10 protein-coding genes and 1 pseudogene are annotated in these 14521 nt (G+C 46.2%); 5 read left to right on the forward strand and 6 right to left on the reverse strand.

Annotation, left to right across the window (positions count from 1 at the left end):
- Positions 1–107 precede the first annotated feature (107 nt).
- The 5 genes and pseudogenes from MC7420_RS24380 (at position 108) to MC7420_RS24400 (ending at position 4831) form a co-directional block, all read left to right on the forward strand.
- Positions 108–791 carry an SLATT domain-containing protein gene (locus MC7420_RS24380; RefSeq protein ID WP_198016547.1) on the forward strand — a complete coding sequence of 228 codons (684 nt, stop codon included), beginning with the start codon at positions 108–110 and terminating at the stop codon, positions 789–791.
- Between the two features lie 44 nt (positions 792–835).
- Positions 836–1123, forward strand: a pseudogene (locus MC7420_RS43915) (DUF4926 domain-containing protein); the annotation flags it as partial.
- A 643-nt stretch (positions 1124–1766) separates the two neighbouring features.
- Complete coding sequence (locus tag MC7420_RS24390; protein ID WP_006103882.1) at positions 1767–2021, forward strand: NifU family protein; 255 nt, start codon at positions 1767–1769, stop codon at positions 2019–2021.
- A gap of 102 nt (positions 2022–2123) precedes the next feature.
- Positions 2124–4370, forward strand: a complete 2247-nt coding sequence (locus MC7420_RS24395; protein ID WP_006103789.1) for a glycoside hydrolase — start codon at positions 2124–2126, stop codon at positions 4368–4370.
- A gap of 101 nt (positions 4371–4471) precedes the next feature.
- A complete protein-coding gene (locus MC7420_RS24400) occupies positions 4472–4831 on the forward strand; it encodes a four helix bundle protein (protein WP_006103848.1) in 360 nt (119 codons plus the stop codon).
- A gap of 46 nt (positions 4832–4877) precedes the next feature.
- On the opposite strand, the gene MC7420_RS24405 is transcribed toward MC7420_RS24400, so the two are convergent.
- From MC7420_RS24405 to MC7420_RS24425, 6 genes are all read right to left on the reverse strand, one after another.
- A complete protein-coding gene (locus tag MC7420_RS24405; protein ID WP_006103845.1) occupies positions 4878–5600 on the reverse strand; it encodes a Uma2 family endonuclease in 723 nt (240 codons plus the stop codon).
- Positions 5536–5748, reverse strand: a complete 213-nt coding sequence (locus tag MC7420_RS41805) for a hypothetical protein (RefSeq protein ID WP_198016548.1) — start codon at positions 5746–5748, stop codon at positions 5536–5538. Before MC7420_RS41805 ends, MC7420_RS24405 begins: the two co-directional genes overlap by 65 nt.
- Before the next feature lie 391 nt (positions 5749–6139).
- Entirely contained in the window at positions 6140–8947 is a 2808-nt protein-coding gene (locus MC7420_RS24410; protein WP_006103842.1) for a CHAT domain-containing protein, read from the reverse strand.
- Between the two features lie 258 nt (positions 8948–9205).
- A complete protein-coding gene (locus MC7420_RS24415) occupies positions 9206–11383 on the reverse strand; it encodes a caspase family protein (protein ID WP_006103768.1) in 2178 nt (725 codons plus the stop codon).
- 495 nt (positions 11384–11878) lie between these two features.
- On the reverse strand, positions 11879–12556 hold the full coding sequence (locus MC7420_RS24420; RefSeq protein ID WP_044209486.1) for a phosphoribosylanthranilate isomerase: 678 nt from the start codon (positions 12554–12556) through the stop codon (positions 11879–11881).
- A gap of 225 nt (positions 12557–12781) precedes the next feature.
- Entirely contained in the window at positions 12782–14521 is a 1740-nt protein-coding gene (locus tag MC7420_RS24425; RefSeq protein WP_006103861.1) for a DUF3352 domain-containing protein, read from the reverse strand.

Raw genomic sequence — 14521 nt, forward strand, 5'->3', positions numbered from 1 at the left:
CTCTTCCCTATTGGGATGACCTCCTAAGGTTGCACTTAGGAGTGGCTGTAATCAACCTGCCCTTTTGGGTGCTTTGACCTCCTACAGCTAAAAGCTTTGTGGGAGGATTGGCTTTGGATGAATCAATAGGTGGCTCGCCTTTTTCAATTACAGAATTAATTGATAGATTGATGAGTAACAAAGATGATATAGACGCTTATGCGAAATCGCTAGATGACAGAATTTGGATCACTAAGGGATCTCGTTTCAATGCGGCACGTAGGTTAAACAATAAGTATCAATTTTCAATTACCAGCATTTCTATACTTTCCATCTACGGTATATCAATCCCAATTATCCAAGGTATTGTTGATTATTCGGAATGCCCAAGGATAAATGAAATATATACAGCCGTTTCGATAATTTTATCTATTTTTATATTAGTACTGAGTTTATTAGAAGGTTCAAAAAATTACCAAGTAAGAGCAGAGCGCCTTTACAACAATGCTGTAACTCTGTCAAGTTTATATAGAGAGTTTGAATATTTAAAACAGTGTGAATCTAGCGATCCTGAATTTCCCAAAAAATTATACGAAATATCAAACAAGTATGAGGAACTAATTAGAGAGTGTCCGGATAATCATGAACAGGAAGATTATGCGCTTTTCCGGGTACAGTATAGAAAAAATTTTAACATTACCTGGATTGTTGGAATTTATGTAAGGTTAAAATTAATGGTTATAGATTACTGGTTGTATCTATTTGTATTAGGTATACCTCCCATTGTGATTCTCCTATACTCATCCTGCTAACTCTTGAGATTAAGGTACTTATTTCTTTACGTGAGGAAAAGCCCATGATTGAACCAGAGTTATTTGATGGAATTAAGTTACTGGTAAATTTGCCTGAACACAATCTTTACTCTGGTATGCAAGGGGCGATTGTAGAATGTTACTCCGATAAGGCTTATGAGGTATAATTTACCAATCCGGATGGTGAATCCATCGCATTATGTACACTGTCACCTGAGCAATTTATTGTGGTATGGAAAGCCAAGACTAAAACCTGGCTATCAGTAGCAGAACAAGTGGCGGCGATCGTAAATCGCTTGTCTAAGGAACGCCGACAGGAAGTGTTGGATTTTGCTGTTTTTTGTGTCAGAGGTAGTTCCAGGATAGATTGTAGGGGCGACCCGCCGCACACAATTAATATCGCCCAACCCTTAATTTTATCGGGTCGCCCTGCATCAGGTAAACTGTTCGGCATTTAAACCTTAATGTCAATAATGACGAAATCCTTGTCGTAGTGCTTGTCGTAGTGCGAGCATCTTGCTCGCTACTAAGCATCTTGCTCGCTACTAAGCATCTTGCTCGCTACTAAGCATCTTGCTCGCTACTAAGCATCTTGCTCGCTACTAAGCATCTTGCTCGCTACTAATACCCAATTTAAAGGCATGACGGCTTATCAGTCATTATCGGACACCGCGTATCTTTAGAAAAGGGCGAGTCGAGATAGATTAATTCTCACACCACCTAAGATATGCAGCGACTCGCCCCTACCACCCCGATAATCCTGACAATCCCGATAAGTCCGACAAATTATTGGTTCATACACCAAATTTTATTCAAGTCCAAGGTATAGCGGGTTAGAACTTTCTTAACGGCTGAAACGAGAAGGTACCAGTAAGGACTCTTTTGCCTTCTGCCTTGGGCTATAGCATGACAATCATTCAAAATGCTCAAAGAACGCTAGGATTGACTTAGTTGTGCTGTCAAACTCGGTGAATTATGACTCAAACACTATCTCCCCCCTTAGCATTAACCTCGGAAAACGTCGAAGCCGTCCTCGATGAATTGCGTCCTTACCTGATGGCGGATGGCGGTAACGTTGATTTAGTGGAAATCGACGGTCCGATTGTGAAACTGCGGCTACAAGGTGCTTGTGGGTCTTGTCCCAGTTCTGCCATGACCCTGAAAATGGGGATTGAGCGCCGCTTACGGGAATTTATCCCGGAAATCGTGGAAGTTGAACAAGTAATATAGTTATTCTGCGTTTTTAGTTTGGCGTTAAGGGTTAAGAGTTATAAAGTGAGAGAACCCCCTCTTCACACCTAAACTCTAGACCCTTAACGTTTACTATTAACGATGAGTCATCCATTATACGTCGCCTTTATCTGGCATCAGCATCAACCCCTCTATAAAAGTCGCAACAGCGTGTCCGGGTCAAATGGGCGGTATCGCCTCCCTTGGGCGCGGCTGCATGGGACAAAAGATTATTTGGATTTAGTGCTATTGTTAGAGCGCTATCCGAAGTTACACCAAACGGTCAACTTGGTGCCGTCGCTGATTTTGCAGTTGGAAGATTACATGGCGGGGACAGCCTTTGACCCCTATCTGGAGTTAGCCCTGACGCCGACTGACCAACTCAAGCCGGATCAACGACAGTTTATCGTTGAGCATTTTTTCGATGCTAATCACCGCACCCTGATTGATCCCCATCCTCGATATGCTGAGTTATACGAGATGCGGCAAGAAAAGGGGAAAACTTGGTGTGCAGATCATTGGACGCATCAGGATTTCAGCGATTTACTAGCATGGCATAATTTGGCGTGGATTGACCCAATATTCTGGGATGACCCAGAAATTGCCGCTTGGTTGGAAAAAGGACGAAACTTTACATTAAGCGATCGCCAACGCATTTATTCTAAACAACGAGATATCCTCAAGCGGATTATTCCTCAACATCGTAAGATGCAAGAAGCGGGTCAGCTAGAAGTGACCACAACGCCCTATACTCACCCGATTTTACCCTTACTCGCCGATACTCATTCCGGGCAAGTGGCGCTTCCGGATATGACATTACCGCAACAGCGTTTCCAGTGGGAAGAAGATATTCCCCGTCATCTGCAAAAAGCATGGCAGATGTATGAAGAACGATTTGGACGGACACCACGCGGCTTGTGGCCCTCAGAACAGTCGGTGAGTCCGAAAATTCTACCCTATATCGCTGAGGCGGGATTTAAGTGGATTTGTTCCGATGAAGCAGTATTGGGGTGGACAGTGCAGCACTTTTTCCACCGGGATGAAACCGGAACCCTGATGGAACCCACATTGCTGTATCGCCCCTATCGCTTAGAGACACCGCAGGGGAACTTGGCTATTGTGTTTCGCGATCACCGCTTATCGGATTTAATTGGCTTTTCCTACGGGTCAATGGAACCCAAGCAGGCGTCAACGGATTTTGTTAGCCACTTAGAAGCGATTTCCCGTTCCATCCAACGCCGACAGCAAGAGGGAGGGACTGGATTAGATCAACCGTGGCTAGTAACGATTGCCTTGGATGGGGAGAACTGCTGGGAATTTTATCAAAAAGACGGGATTCCTTTCCTCTCCTCGTTGTATGAAAAACTCTCGGCGCATCCGCAGATAAAATTGGTCACGGTGTCGGAATTTTTGGATCAGTTTCCTCCTACAGCAACACTTCCCGCAGATCGACTCCATAGTGGATCATGGGTAGATGGTAGTTTTAGCACTTGGATTGGTGATCCGGTTAAAAATCGGGCGTGGGATTTACTCACCCAAGCACGGCAAACCTTAGCAAATCATCCCGAAGCTACACCAGACAACAATCCGGAAGTCTGGGAAGCCTTATATGCAGCAGAAGGATCAGATTGGTTCTGGTGGTTTGGTGAGGGTCATTCATCCAACCAAGATGCTATTTTTGACCAGTTATTTCGGGAACATTTGAGTGGGATTTATGAGGCATTAAATGAACCGATTCCGGCTAGTCTTAAGCAACCTCTAGACACCTACGAATCGAAAGGCGATCACCGACCCCTGAGTTTTATTCATCCAGTAATTGATGGCTTTGGCGATGAGCAAGATTGGGATAAAGCGGGTCGCATCGAAGTAGGTGGCGCACGGGGAACGATGCACCGCAGTAGTCTGATTCAGCGGTTATGGTATGGTTTGGATCACCTTAATTTTTACCTGCGATTGGATTTTCAGGCAGGAATTCAAATTGGTCAGGATATTCCTCCGGAATTGCATTTATTATGGTTTTATCCGAATCGAACGGTTAACAATAGTCCAGTACCTTTAGCGGAGGTTCCCGATACTGCCCCGGTGAACTATTTGTTTCACCACCACTTAGGGATTAATTTGTTAACCGGTTCGACTTGGTTAGAAGAAGCCGCAGACTATTATCAATGGCATCCCCGTACCAGTCGCGCCCAAGTTGCGCTTAAGCAATGTTTAGAGGTCGCTGTACCCTGGGCAGATTTGCAGGTTGAACCGGATTATCTGCTGCAGTTGGTGATGGTTTCTGCTGATAATGGCATGTTCCGCAGTTATATCCCAGAGGATAAATTGGTGGGGTTACAGGTGCCGTAAATGGGTTAATTGTTGATTGTTCATTGTTCATTGTTCATGGTTTTTTTCGCTATGAATGATGAACAATTTAGCCAATTGATTAGCAAAGGAGAATTTGAAGGATGACGGATTTTCGTAAGTTGAAAGAATGGAACAAAGCCCACGAGTTAACCGTTGAGGTTTATCAGGTGACTAAAGGGTTTCCGGAAGAGGAATTACTGGGGTTAACTCAACAGATTCGTTTAGCTTGTGCAGCGATTCCGATTAAAATTGCTCAGGGGTGCGATCGCGAAGAGGCGGAGGACAGACTCAGCTTCCTGCGGTTGGCGCGGGATGCGGCGATTGAGGTGGAGTATTATCTGCTGCTGTGTTATGAGTTGGAATTGCTGAGTGCCGCAGATTATGACCGTTTGGTCAGTGGCGTGGTTGAGGTGAAAGAATTGTTGGAGTCTTTTATCCAAAACTTCTATGGGAATTTTTGAACTCTTTTCTCTGTGCGATCGCATATCTGGGAGTCTGGGCGATTTCCTAAACTTCAGGTTCAATCCCCGCAGCTCGCAACTGTGCAGCTAACCGTTCTGATCGTTCACGACCTGTTAACAGAAGATTGCCTTGGTCATCCCACCAGCGCAGCCACGGTAATTCGACATTCTGATACTGTCCCTGCCAAATTCCTAATTCTACTCCTAAAGGAGCGATCGCGTAATGACCTCGTTCGTTAGCTGGAATGACCTGATACTGACCTTCGATCAAGTGATAGACTTCAATACTGGCACGGCTGACTTCATAAATGCCGTAAAATGCTGGACGAATCACTTGTTCGTAAATCCAGAATTTACCTGGCTTTTGCATTCCGCCTTCTTCTGGAAATAAAGGGGTTCTATCTCTTTCCTCTGCGCCGTTCCCTGAGGCAAATTCTAAGACAATAAACGGAGGAATTAACTCTTGCCACAGGACGTAGGAACGCCGTACTTGACCACCGAGGGTGGGTGAAACATTCGGGACATAGAACCAATCGGGTGCTTCTGCACCGCGTTCGGGGGGTTCTGTCATCCGCCAATAAATCCCGCAATCTTGACCAATACAATAACGCCCGTTAGGATGACGTTCTTGGAGAATAGGTTCTATAGAATCCGTTAATAGGATACTTTGGGGATGTTCTTGGAAATTCTTCACAAAAGAACCATCAGATTCGGGGAGTTGGGTATGGTTGGGGAGAGTTGGGTTGGGTGAGGGAACGGTGGAAGTCATGGGGAGATAGTTTCAGGGTTAGAGTTGCGATCGCTCTAATATTACAGTTTAAGTCGAATAGCACTGGAAACCGTGCATCTTTGGCTCGTCGAAACTCTTGATATACCGTAGGGTGGGCATTGCCCACCAGCATACCAGTCAGTACCATTGAGTTTAAGTCTTTGTGAGTTCTCGGTTTGTCTAAGTGTAGGGGTGGGCGATTCCTGCGGGAAGTTTCGCTAACGCACTGAGAAAAATATCGCCTATCTTGGAGTCTGGGGAATTTCTTTAGGGATGGTGGAGCTTTACCCTTGACTTGTCCGGATTTTTCGGGTATTTTATTTTTATTGTGGGAAAATGTGTGCGCCTATAAGGTTGTTCAGAGAATTCAAGGCGATCGCTCTTTCTTTCCAAGTTCTAATCCACACGCGATCGCACTGTCTATCGGGAGCATGTCAGTTTTGCACAAAATGCTCTTGTAGGTTGGGTAGAGCGTAAGCGTTACCCAACAGGCTAACGATGGCGTTGGGTTTCGTTCCAAAGGTTCGCTTCTGTGCTGATTACTCAGCCTCACCGATGAGGGTAAACGCTGCCCATTGTTTAGGATTAGGATATTGTTTCATTGTTGTCAGCATTGCCTGACGTAGGGCAACGGCTTTGTCAGGATTTTGTTGTAAATTGCGGTAAAATTCTGTCATTAAAAAGGCGGTAGAATCATCGTTAACTGCCCAGAGGGATACTAAAATACTGGGAACTCCGGCAGATATTAACGAGCGAGATAAGCCAATGACACCATCTCCTTTAATGTCGCCGCGCCCGGTGTCGCAAGCGCTGAGGACGACTAAATCGGCAGAGAGTTTCATGTCGAAGATTTCCCCGGCGGTGAGTAAACCATCAACGACATCATCAGGTTTACCGGAAGGGGCAAGGGCGATCGCTCCTGGTACGCCAAAGCCTTTAAAATCATGGAGTAAGCCGTGGGTGGCTAGATGAATGATGCGTGCCTGCTGCATTTTCTCCATCACTGTTGCTTTGGTGGCTTGGCTACCTATCAGGGCTTCGGTGTTGAAGAAGTCGGCAATTTGATTGGCTTCTCGTTCTGCACCAGGGAGAGGGGTTAAGTTGGCAACTAATTCCCCAAATTGGATTTTGGGCATGGTAGGATTGCCGACGACTAGCACATCTCCGGTTGAGTTTTGAATGTTGTGCTTCTGCTTGCGGGTTAAGTCGAGAACTTGGATGGCGGGTGCGGTGAGGATGGTATGTTTTTCTACTAAGTATTTGCCTTGCTCGTCTTGCAGGGCGGGGAAGGGGACGAGAAAGAGGGAGTCTTGCGGGATGAAGATGACTCGCTCGTTGGGGTCTTTGGGTAGCAAGTCGGCAATGGGGGCGATGAGTAGTTTATGGAGTTGCCGTAATTTTTCGGTTGAGTTTTCGGGTTGGGGATTGACGACGGTTACATCGAAGAGACTGCGACCTCTGACACCAATATTATCACGGCTGGTGGTAACGAGGTTTTTTAGGGATGTATCGAGGGATTTGAGATCTACTTGCTTAAAGGCAATTTCACCTGTGGGTTTGATGACCCAGATGTAAAGTTTTGAGGGCTGCCATTCTTCTTTTCCTTGAACTTTGAACGGTTCAGGAATAACCGAATACTGAACTAGTGTGGCGTTTTGTTCGGAGGCAATTTGCTTAATTTCTTCAATGGTTGGGGGTTTGATATTGAGTTGATCGTTGGGATTTTGTGAAAGCTTAGAGTCTAATAGCTCCACCAAAGCACGTCCGCGACTGCGTTCGGCAATTTCTAAGGCTTGGTCAAATTTATTCTGCGCGACCAATGTTTGTTGCAGGAAGCGATAGGTATGAGCTTGCTGTTCAAAAATGGAGATTTTCTGGTTATCTTTTAATTCTCGCGATCGTAGTGACTCCCAAGCCTCAATAGCTGCGAATAATTCATTTTCTGCTCTATCGTATTGACCTAAAATATTGTAAACCCTTCCGATATTAGTAAGCGTATTACCTTCTTCTGCTCGCTCACCAATTTCTTTAAAAATCGCTAGAGCTTGTTGAAAGCTCTCCAAGGCTTCAAGGGACTGTCCCAAACTATAGTAAACGCGCCCAATATTATTGAGAGCAGAGCCTTCTCCTGCTTTATTTTCAATTTCTATGGTAATCGCTAAAGCTTGACTATAGGACTCTAATGCTTTGGTATATTGTCCCAAGTTGCGATAGATTAACCCAATATTGTTAAGAGTAGCCGCTTCCCCATTTTTAGAGCTAATTTCCTTGGTAATCGTTAAAGCTTGCTGAAAATTCTCCAAAGCTTTGGGGTATTCTCCCAACTTGTGATAGGCTAATCCTGTATTGCTGAGAGTAGCCGCTTCTCCTACTTTGTCGCCAATCTCTTGACGAATGACTAAAGCTTGCTGGAAGTTCTCCAAAGCTTTAAAGTATTGTCCCAGATTGTAGTAAACTCCTGCAATATTGTTAAGAGTACTTGCTTTTGCCTCTTGGTCGTCAAGTTGTTGGACAAGGGCTAATGCTTGCTGAAAGTGATCCAAGGCTTTGGGGTATTGTCCCAAGCTGTCATAAACTAATCCAAGTCCATTAAGAGTAGCTCCTTTGGTGTGCTTATCGTCAATTTCTTCGTGGATCGCTAAAGCTTGGGTATAGAACTCTAAGGCTTTGGGGTATTGTCCCCATTTGTCGTAAATCCCCCCAATCGCATTGAGAGCCGATCCTTCTAATACCTTGTCGTCAGTTTCTCTGTAAATGACTACAGCTTGCTGAAAATACTCTAAGGCTTTGGGATATTGCTCCAAGTTACGATAGACTGATCCGATACCACCGAGTATTCTCCCTTCCTCTAATTTATTGTTAATTGTTCTGGTAATTCCTAAAGCTTGCTGAAATACTTCCAAGGTTTTATCGTCCTGTCCCAAGCTAGCGTAAATTAGCCCAATACGGCTAAGAGTTGCCAATTCCTTATTTTGATCGCCAGTTTCGGCGTAAATCGCTAAAGCTTGCTGAAAGTTCTCTAAAGCTTTGTAGCGTTGTCCCAACTCCTCGTAAACTAAACCAATACTGTAGAGAGTAACTCCTTCACCTTTACGTTCTCCAATTTCTCTAACAATCGCCAAAGCTTTTTGAAATGTTTCCAAAGCTTCTCTCAACTGACCTTTTTGATACTGCTGGAAGCCTACTACGTGCAGAAGTAATGCCTGATTATTCCGTTCTTCTATTGTCTGCGCCTGCGCCAATGCAGTATCGCTTCCCCCACTATTCCCCACCACTGGTAACGGACAACTGAACCCGATGAGTAAGGTGGCAGTAACAATGCTAAGACGGTAGAAATGACGATACATAGACAACTTTCTCTATTAAATTAATGGGTTAGCAAACTGCTCGTACATATCTCCCCTACGGAGAAGGTTATGCAAAAAATTACTCAACTTATCGAGAAACGAATGCTCGTTGTATGCGAACTCTCCAAGCGTTGCCGATCGCAAGGATGAAAAGACAACCTAGATCCCCGACTTCTATTTCAAATTCATTCATAGGAATCAAGGTTTCAACTAAGAAGTCGGGGATCTGCCGGAAATTATACCGTTATTCACACTCGCTCAGCTCACCTCAAATGTAATCGACAATGTGGCAATTTCCGCCGTACTGATACGCCTCGCTCTCACAGCCGCAATACTGCGTTCCTCACTCAAATCCGCCAACAAATCCCCAACCACCTCAACCGGTTCCCTCAACGCCAACGCCCCCTCACTCCGATTCAACTCCTGCGCTAACGATACCAACGTTTTAACCGCCCTTTCCATCGGTGTGCGGCTAGCAATTACCAACGCTTCAGCCGTTCCGCTTTCCTTCGCCTGTAACCTCAATTGCTTCGGATCGCCAATCGTTAAAGTGCGCCCTGGATCTAAGCGCATCCCTTCATTAGACGTGGGATAAAGATAGGGAAACACTACCACTAACCCACCAGTTGAGTCAATCAACAGCGTTGTCAGATACAGGGGTTCGCTTTCCCGGTTCGTGACGCGAAACTGAAACAGCTTTTGTACGGGTAAGCGGTTAGGATACACTGACTCTTGACTGGCTTGCTCTCGCCCCGTCGTCGTTCTAGCAAGTACCTGTTCCGGTTCTTCTACCAAATGCATCGACACGTCCACATTTAGTTGAGAAGCCCCTGCATTGAGCGTTTTTTTAATAATATGGGTAGCTAAAAACGATTTTAGTTTAGGTTCGAGACGTTCGATCGCACCCACAACCGTCTCTCCCACCTCACCAAACGATCGCGGTACGGGGACAAAGGCTTCCGTAAATAAACCAATACTACCCACAGCCGGAAGATTCGCAACCCCATCCCGTTGCAATTCCCGACGAGAATCGGCACTGACGCGACTGAGGATAGATTGCACGCCGCCAGGATAGGGAACATTTCCCGGTTGTGCGGGAACGATTTCCGTCCGAGGCAGAGCCGCGATCGCATTTTGTAGTAGATTAATCTCACCCGAAAGTGACGGATCGACACCGAGGCGGAGGGTGAGATTCGCCGGAATGACGCGACTGTACTCTTGCAGCAGCATTCCCGGTTGTAGCGAAGTCACTCCCCCCCGTTCCACTAACTTCGCTTCCCCCCACAAACCGTCACGGGATACCAACTCTAGCTTGCCAGAATTCTGTCCCCCATCGTTTGCCATTGCAAATGTAGCACCCGGTTGGAAGGCTTCCAAACTTTCTCTCCCAACTCCCCCCAGCCACAACATTGCCTCATCACCGTTAACTTGGGTAATCACCGCATCCGCAGGAGGCACTTGTCGGTTAAAAAAGTAGATAGGACGATTGCGATCGCCATCCGCTAACGGCACTTGACTAGAAAGGGACTTTATGTTGTGAGCAATCTTGGCAATAGCATTCCCTACCGTATCCGTTTCCTGCCAGAGATACTGTGTCATCAGGTAGGTAAATGCACCTGCATAAAAGCCACCTAAATAGGCATCTAAAGCTTCTTGATCCCGTTGCGCGGAGGCAACAACAATCCCTTTAGCGACTCCCCGACAGCGCCGATTAGTAACTTTTTCCGGAGATAGTTGTAACATTTCCATCCAGCGCTTTTGATAGGCAATTTCTTCCGGGCTGGGTTGAAATTCTTTACCGGAAACGGAACGCACGCGAAAGTTTCCACGAGTGCCACCCCCAGAGTAACAACTATCCAGTACTGCCGTAACATTTTCAGTATTTAACGCCGACATCAACAGAAATAAACTGCGTCCCATAATATCTAGTGCAATGCCATTTTGCCCATCATCAGCAGGAACTAATGTGCTATTCAATTGATCATTAACAATTTGGTTGGGGCAATTTTGGAGGGAATTTGGGTCGTATAATCGGGAACCATGACCGGAAAAATGGAAAACAACGACATCTCCGGGTTTGGCTTGTTTAATTAAATGTTCTTCAAACGCAGTTAAGATTATCTGGCGAGTCGGTTGCTTGTTCGGAGTTTCATCACTTGTTAAGCGGACAATATCATGGGGATGGAAACCAAAACGGTGAATCAGCAGGTATTCTTGCAAATCTACATCTGTGACACAGCCTGCTAAATTGCCGAAGCGATCGCTATTGGGATACTGATTAATTCCGACTAACAGCGCCAACTTGCGTGGAGTATCTTGGGCGAGAACTTTAGCATAGCGATGGCTTTTTTGGATAATATCCCACTGGCTTAATCCCAAGGTGGCTAAAGTTGAGCCAGCAAATTGTAAGAAGTGACGGCGAGAAAGGTGATACATGATAACAATTTTGGATTATGGATTGACGCTTCATCCACATTTTTGGATTGTATCTTTATAGCACTACGAGGATATGTTAGGACATCAGTTGATCCCAAGAGGGAACAGGGAACAGGGAAAAATGTCCTAAGCTGTCATGCATTTAAATTGGGTATTAGTAGCGAGCAAGATGCAAAGCCTGCGGCATGGCTTCGCTAAAGCCTGCGGCATGGCTTCGCTAAACGCACTACAAGGCTTTCACCCTTATTGACATTAAGGTTTAAATGCCCAACAGCTTATCTCTCAACTTGAGGGAAAATATGCATAAATTGAATCACCTCTAGGCTGGGGTGATGCTGCGCGATCGCACGATGGGTTGGTTCATCCTGATAAGCGATCGCGTGGGGAATAAGGGCTAAAGCCCTTACTACAAACTATGAGCGGCTAAACGTGGCAAAATCTCTGGGATATTTGTCCTCATCTACACCAACAAAATCACCCCGCAAACGACCTCAGTTACTGAGTTTTGAAACTTTTGTACACTTGATTGAAGAACTCAGAGAGCTTATCTTCATCTAATTTGCCATTCGTGCGAACCCCACTACAGACATCCACGCCAAAGGGTTGAACCGCTTGAATCGCATCCTTGACATTATCTGGAGTGAGTCCACCCGCTAAGAAAACAGGCACGTTGACTAATTCCCGGATGCGTCGGCTAATCGTCCAATCATGAACTCGCCCGGTTCTGCCCAGTTCTTTTTCTGGTAACAGGGGATTCCCCGAATCGAGTATCAATGCAGAAACCGAGGGTGCAACGGCTAACGCTTCCTCGATCGCGGCTTCGCTGGTAATATGAATCGCTTGGACAATGGCAATTCCAGGTAATGCCTGACGTAAATCATCATGGCTTCCCCACTGTAGGCGATCGCAAATCTGAATCGTGTTAACGCCTAGGCGTCGTTGCTGGGCAACAATGGCTAAGGTATCAAATTTACTGGTGAGTAGAAATGAAGAGACACCCGGAGGGACTTTAGTGGTGACTTGGGCAATCAAGCCTTCAGACACTATACCCGGTCCACTGGGCATCTCGGATACTAAGCCTATGGCAGCAGCGCCATAACGAATGGCTAAATTGGCTTCGTTCATGCTACTAATGCAGCAAATTTTAACTCTGGGTCGGATTGTTGGTTCCATCAACTTCCTATGAAAAACGTTCTGATATAAAGGTTTGAGAAGAGGGCGACCCGACCCAATTGAGTAGAGGGCGACCCGACCGTCTGTAGGGGCGGGTTTTACCGATACCATGTAAGCAAAAACTGGTAACTTATGTAAACCCGCCCTGTTTCTGGCGTTGTTAATTAGGCTAAGCGGGTCGCCCCTACCTTGTTGATGATAACTCTATTCCGAGACCAATTCGTTTTAGCCAGAGGAACGATCAACCCATTGAAAAAATAACTGACTCTGTTGAACATCCTGATTCACACCATAACTGGTAATGGTTAGCGATCGCAGGTGGTTAAATAAAGGTTGACCAATGAGTTCCACCACCCGCAAAATGGGAAGCTGACGCTCAATTAAGGGTTGGCTCTCTAACCAGTTTAGATAGAAATACCCATCATTTCGAGCAGGTAAAGCGGCGATCGCGTTCTGGAAGTCTAGGTTCTGAACCAGTGAATCCTTCACGCCCCCAAGGGCGGCGTCCATCGCCTCAATGGATGTGGCAAACACTTCATAGTCTTCCACAGTGGTATGAACCCCCCGAACTTGGGCTTGTAGACTTAACAACCCATCTTGGCGATTCTTCAGCGCTTTCCCTGTCACCAACTTCGTCCACGCCGTCGTCGTGCGATCGCCAAACGGGAGTTCTCCCACATTGAGTCCCTGCTGCTTGGCGACGATATCCAAATGCTCAATCGCGTCAATTGCCCGATCATTATTAGCCGTTTGCGCCACAAAAATCCAGTCGGGATTCGGTTGATCCGGTCGAGGAAACAGGGATAGGGCATAATCCCCTTCCACCCAACTGAAAATCTCTTCTGGTAATTGAATCCCCCAACGAGACTCTAACTGGGCAATTCCTTGGTCGAGTAAGCTACTTAGATTCTCATCGGTTTCCAGTCGGGTGGACAGTTGTTCCCAAAATTGGTTTAAATTCACCCCAGCAATTGCTAACGCACTTTGGGTGGGAATGTACTGGAGAGCATCAACAGGCTGAGATAGGACTGGGGTAATCGGTTCTGGACTCGATTTTGACCGAGGAATCGCCGTTTGTGCTAACAACCCCTGACGAGTGAGGGACAAGGTAATCGCCAAGCTTTTGGACGCCTCAAACGACTCGCGATTAGGAATGGGTTGATTGGAAATCCAAGCGGCTAGGGCGGGTACATTCACCACGCTGAATCCAATACGTGGTTCCGTCAGACTTTGCAGCAGTTGTTGATAATCGAAATTTTCTGCCAAACTCAAATCGGCAACTTGTACCGTATTAATCGCATTCCGCAAGACCTTAGGCTGATTGGCGTAGAGGACAAAGCGATCGCCCACAATCGCGCTGGTTAAGGTATCCGGGATGGAACGAGAGTCTGTATCCTTTGCTACCTTTTTCCCTGGGGGATTCGAGGATTGATAAATTAGGTTGACCCCTTTATAGGATTCAACCACTAAATCGGCTGGGTCGGTAATCGCGAGTCGAGAATAAACCTGTTCCTGCGCGGCTTCAGGATCGTTGGTCGTAAAAACAAGTAAATATCCTGGTTGTGCCGCATTTTCGGGATTCCGGTCAACATCTAACGACGTTACCGCCAGCGTCAGTTCATCATCAATCCAGGGTTGAATGTCCCGTTGATAATCCAGTCCCAAATTCGCCAGCAGACTATTTTCCAGTTGCTTAAATTCCGCGATCGCACCTCGTCGCTTCTGGGGTGGAACCATCACTTCCCGCAACGCAGCCAAACGGTCTGGATTCACAAGCAACGATATCATGGCGGGGGCTTGTTTCGGCACAAAAATCGCCGCCGTGGGAGTCTTGACCTCTTGTTCCTGCAAGAGATTTAGGGGGCTGTGGGCGCTAACCCAAAACCAACCACCGCCAGCGAGTAACAGCAACATTACCACACTGGCTACTAAGGCATAAAAAAACGAGCGTAGTTTCATTGTCAT

The organism is Coleofasciculus chthonoplastes PCC 7420, from assembly GCF_000155555.1.
Lineage (GTDB): Bacteria > Cyanobacteriota > Cyanobacteriia > Cyanobacteriales > Coleofasciculaceae > Coleofasciculus > Coleofasciculus chthonoplastes_A.

What these genes read in the sequence shown, in the direction of transcription:
- MC7420_RS24425 (WP_006103861.1), bottom strand. Translation starts at nt 14,521, where the DNA reads ATGACAATGAAACTACGCTCGTTTTTTTATGCCTTAGTAGCCAGTGTG.
- MC7420_RS24405 (WP_006103845.1), bottom strand. Translation starts at nt 5,600, where the DNA reads ATGACTTCCACCGTTCCCTCACCCAACCCAACTCTCCCCAACCATACC.
- MC7420_RS24395 (WP_006103789.1), top strand. Translation starts at nt 2,124, where the DNA reads ATGAGTCATCCATTATACGTCGCCTTTATCTGGCATCAGCATCAACCC.
- MC7420_RS24400 (WP_006103848.1), top strand. Translation starts at nt 4,472, where the DNA reads ATGACGGATTTTCGTAAGTTGAAAGAATGGAACAAAGCCCACGAGTTA.
- MC7420_RS24415 (WP_006103768.1), bottom strand. Translation starts at nt 11,383, where the DNA reads ATGTATCACCTTTCTCGCCGTCACTTCTTACAATTTGCTGGCTCAACT.
- MC7420_RS41805 (WP_198016548.1), bottom strand. Translation starts at nt 5,748, where the DNA reads ATGGTACTGACTGGTATGCTGGTGGGCAATGCCCACCCTACGGTATAT.
- MC7420_RS24410 (WP_006103842.1), bottom strand. Translation starts at nt 8,947, where the DNA reads ATGTATCGTCATTTCTACCGTCTTAGCATTGTTACTGCCACCTTACTC.
- MC7420_RS24420 (WP_044209486.1), bottom strand. Translation starts at nt 12,556, where the DNA reads ATGGAACCAACAATCCGACCCAGAGTTAAAATTTGCTGCATTAGTAGC.
- MC7420_RS24390 (WP_006103882.1), top strand. Translation starts at nt 1,767, where the DNA reads ATGACTCAAACACTATCTCCCCCCTTAGCATTAACCTCGGAAAACGTC.